Source organism: Paenibacillus sp. OT2-17, from assembly GCF_009827695.1.
Classification (GTDB): Bacteria; Bacillota; Bacilli; order Paenibacillales; family Paenibacillaceae; genus Paenibacillus; species Paenibacillus polymyxa_B.
In genome coordinates this window covers 1-1,645 of record NZ_WUDQ01000704.1, presented here as the reverse complement: position 1 = coordinate 1,645, position 1,645 = coordinate 1, and the positions used below count along the sequence as shown (strand labels likewise).

The 1,645-nt window shown below is 50.7% G+C and carries 1 protein-coding gene and 1 pseudogene; both read right to left on the bottom strand.

The genetic code is table 11. From position 1 onward, the window contains the following. On the bottom strand, nucleotides 1-1,185 hold a 1,185-nt coding region (proB, locus tag GRP75_RS26295), incomplete at its 3' end, for a glutamate 5-kinase (RefSeq protein WP_160790815.1). Between the two features lie 241 nt (nucleotides 1,186-1,426). Beyond that, nucleotides 1,427-1,645: pseudogene (locus tag GRP75_RS26290) on the bottom strand (LL-diaminopimelate aminotransferase); the annotation flags it as partial.

Below are 1,645 nucleotides of genomic sequence, written 5' to 3'. Positions count from 1 at the left end.
TTCATCCCTGTGGATCACCTCAAGCCGGTGAATGGGACCAATTTTGCCCACAACCTCGCCGCTGGGTAATCCTTGTACAATTCGGAGCTGTTCATCGTCATAATTGACGATGCCGCGTCCTAACACTTTATTTTCCGGTCCGAGCACCTCAACGACATCTCCGGCATGAAAGCTGCCCTCGACACGTCGTACGCCTACCGGAAGTAGACTGTGTCCTCCGTGAACCAACGCTTCCTCGGCCCCTTCGTCTACATGCACCGCGCCCAGAGGGGTGGACATAAATCCAAGCCATTGTTTTTTCATCGGAAGCGAAGAGAGGTGAGTGTCAAAATAAGTTCCCGGTCCGTGTCCTTCGACGGCTGCGTCTAGATCGCCATTCGCGCTTACACGTCCCACATATACAGGCACACCGCCGCGTGTAGCGACCTTGGCAGCTTCGATCTTGGATCGCATTCCGCCAGTACCTACAGACGATCCAGAACCTCCAGCTAATGCATAAATCTCCTCTGTAATTTCCTCGATACGTTCAAAACGTACGGCATTCGGATGCTTGCGCGGATCTGCCGTATATACGCCATCGGTGTCCGTAATGATAATCAGATGCTGAGCTTTGACCAGATTGGCAACCAGCGCGGACAGCATATCGTTATCGCCGAATTTCAATTCGTCAATCGATACAGTATCATTTTCGTTAAAGATCGGGATAACCTGCTGGCGCAGCAATTCTTCTACGGTCATTCCGGCATTATTCATCCGTTTGCGGCTCAAAAAGTCACTACGGGTCAGTAGAACCTGCGCGATCACTAGGTCAAAATCTTTAAAAGCCTGCTCATAGGCCTGCATGAGAAGAGCTTGGCCAACAGCCGCTGCCGCTTGCTTTTCATGCAGTAGCTTAGGGCGAAACGGGTACCCAATCTCTCTGAATCCGGCGGCTACTGCACCTGATGTAACCAGCAGCACTTCATGACCTTTTGCACGTAGCAAGCTGATTTCCCGGGCAAAATAAGCGATGGCTTCCCGATTCAAGCCACCTTCCACTCCAGTTAGAGAGCTGCTTCCGATTTTAATGACGATTCGTGTTGACAAGACGTCCACTTCCTTAATTTTACTCTTTTTAATGCAAAAAAACTTCCATCCTTTGTATGCAAAGGACGAAAGTTTGTGCTTCCGCGGTACCACCTTCATTGATGATTCATGATCATCCCACTTGAAACCTGTTAACGGCAGGGACCGCCTGATTGCGCAGGGCGCTCGGGGATAGGAGTTGGGAGAGAGTCCAGGTAAATTCTTGCAGCCTATCGGAATTTACTCTCTGAACAGGACTGAGTCTCTCTTAATAGTCCCTTCAACGCGCTAAATGATATTGGATACAGAATACCACGAAAAGACCAGGTTTGGCAAAGAAGTTGTAGCTGGAAAATACGGCTTAACCAAACAGGTTTAGCTTACCAATTCGATCAGCCGCCTCGGTCAGTCGAGCTTCTGAGCTCAGCAGTCCCGCTCGCACATATCCTTCGCCGCCACTCCCGAAGCCGATCCCTGGAGCGACAGCCACCTTGGCTTCCCGCAACAACAGATCGGCAAAAGAAGTGGAAGTATAGCCCTGCGGCACAGGCAACCAACTGAAAAAGGAGCCGCTTGGGCG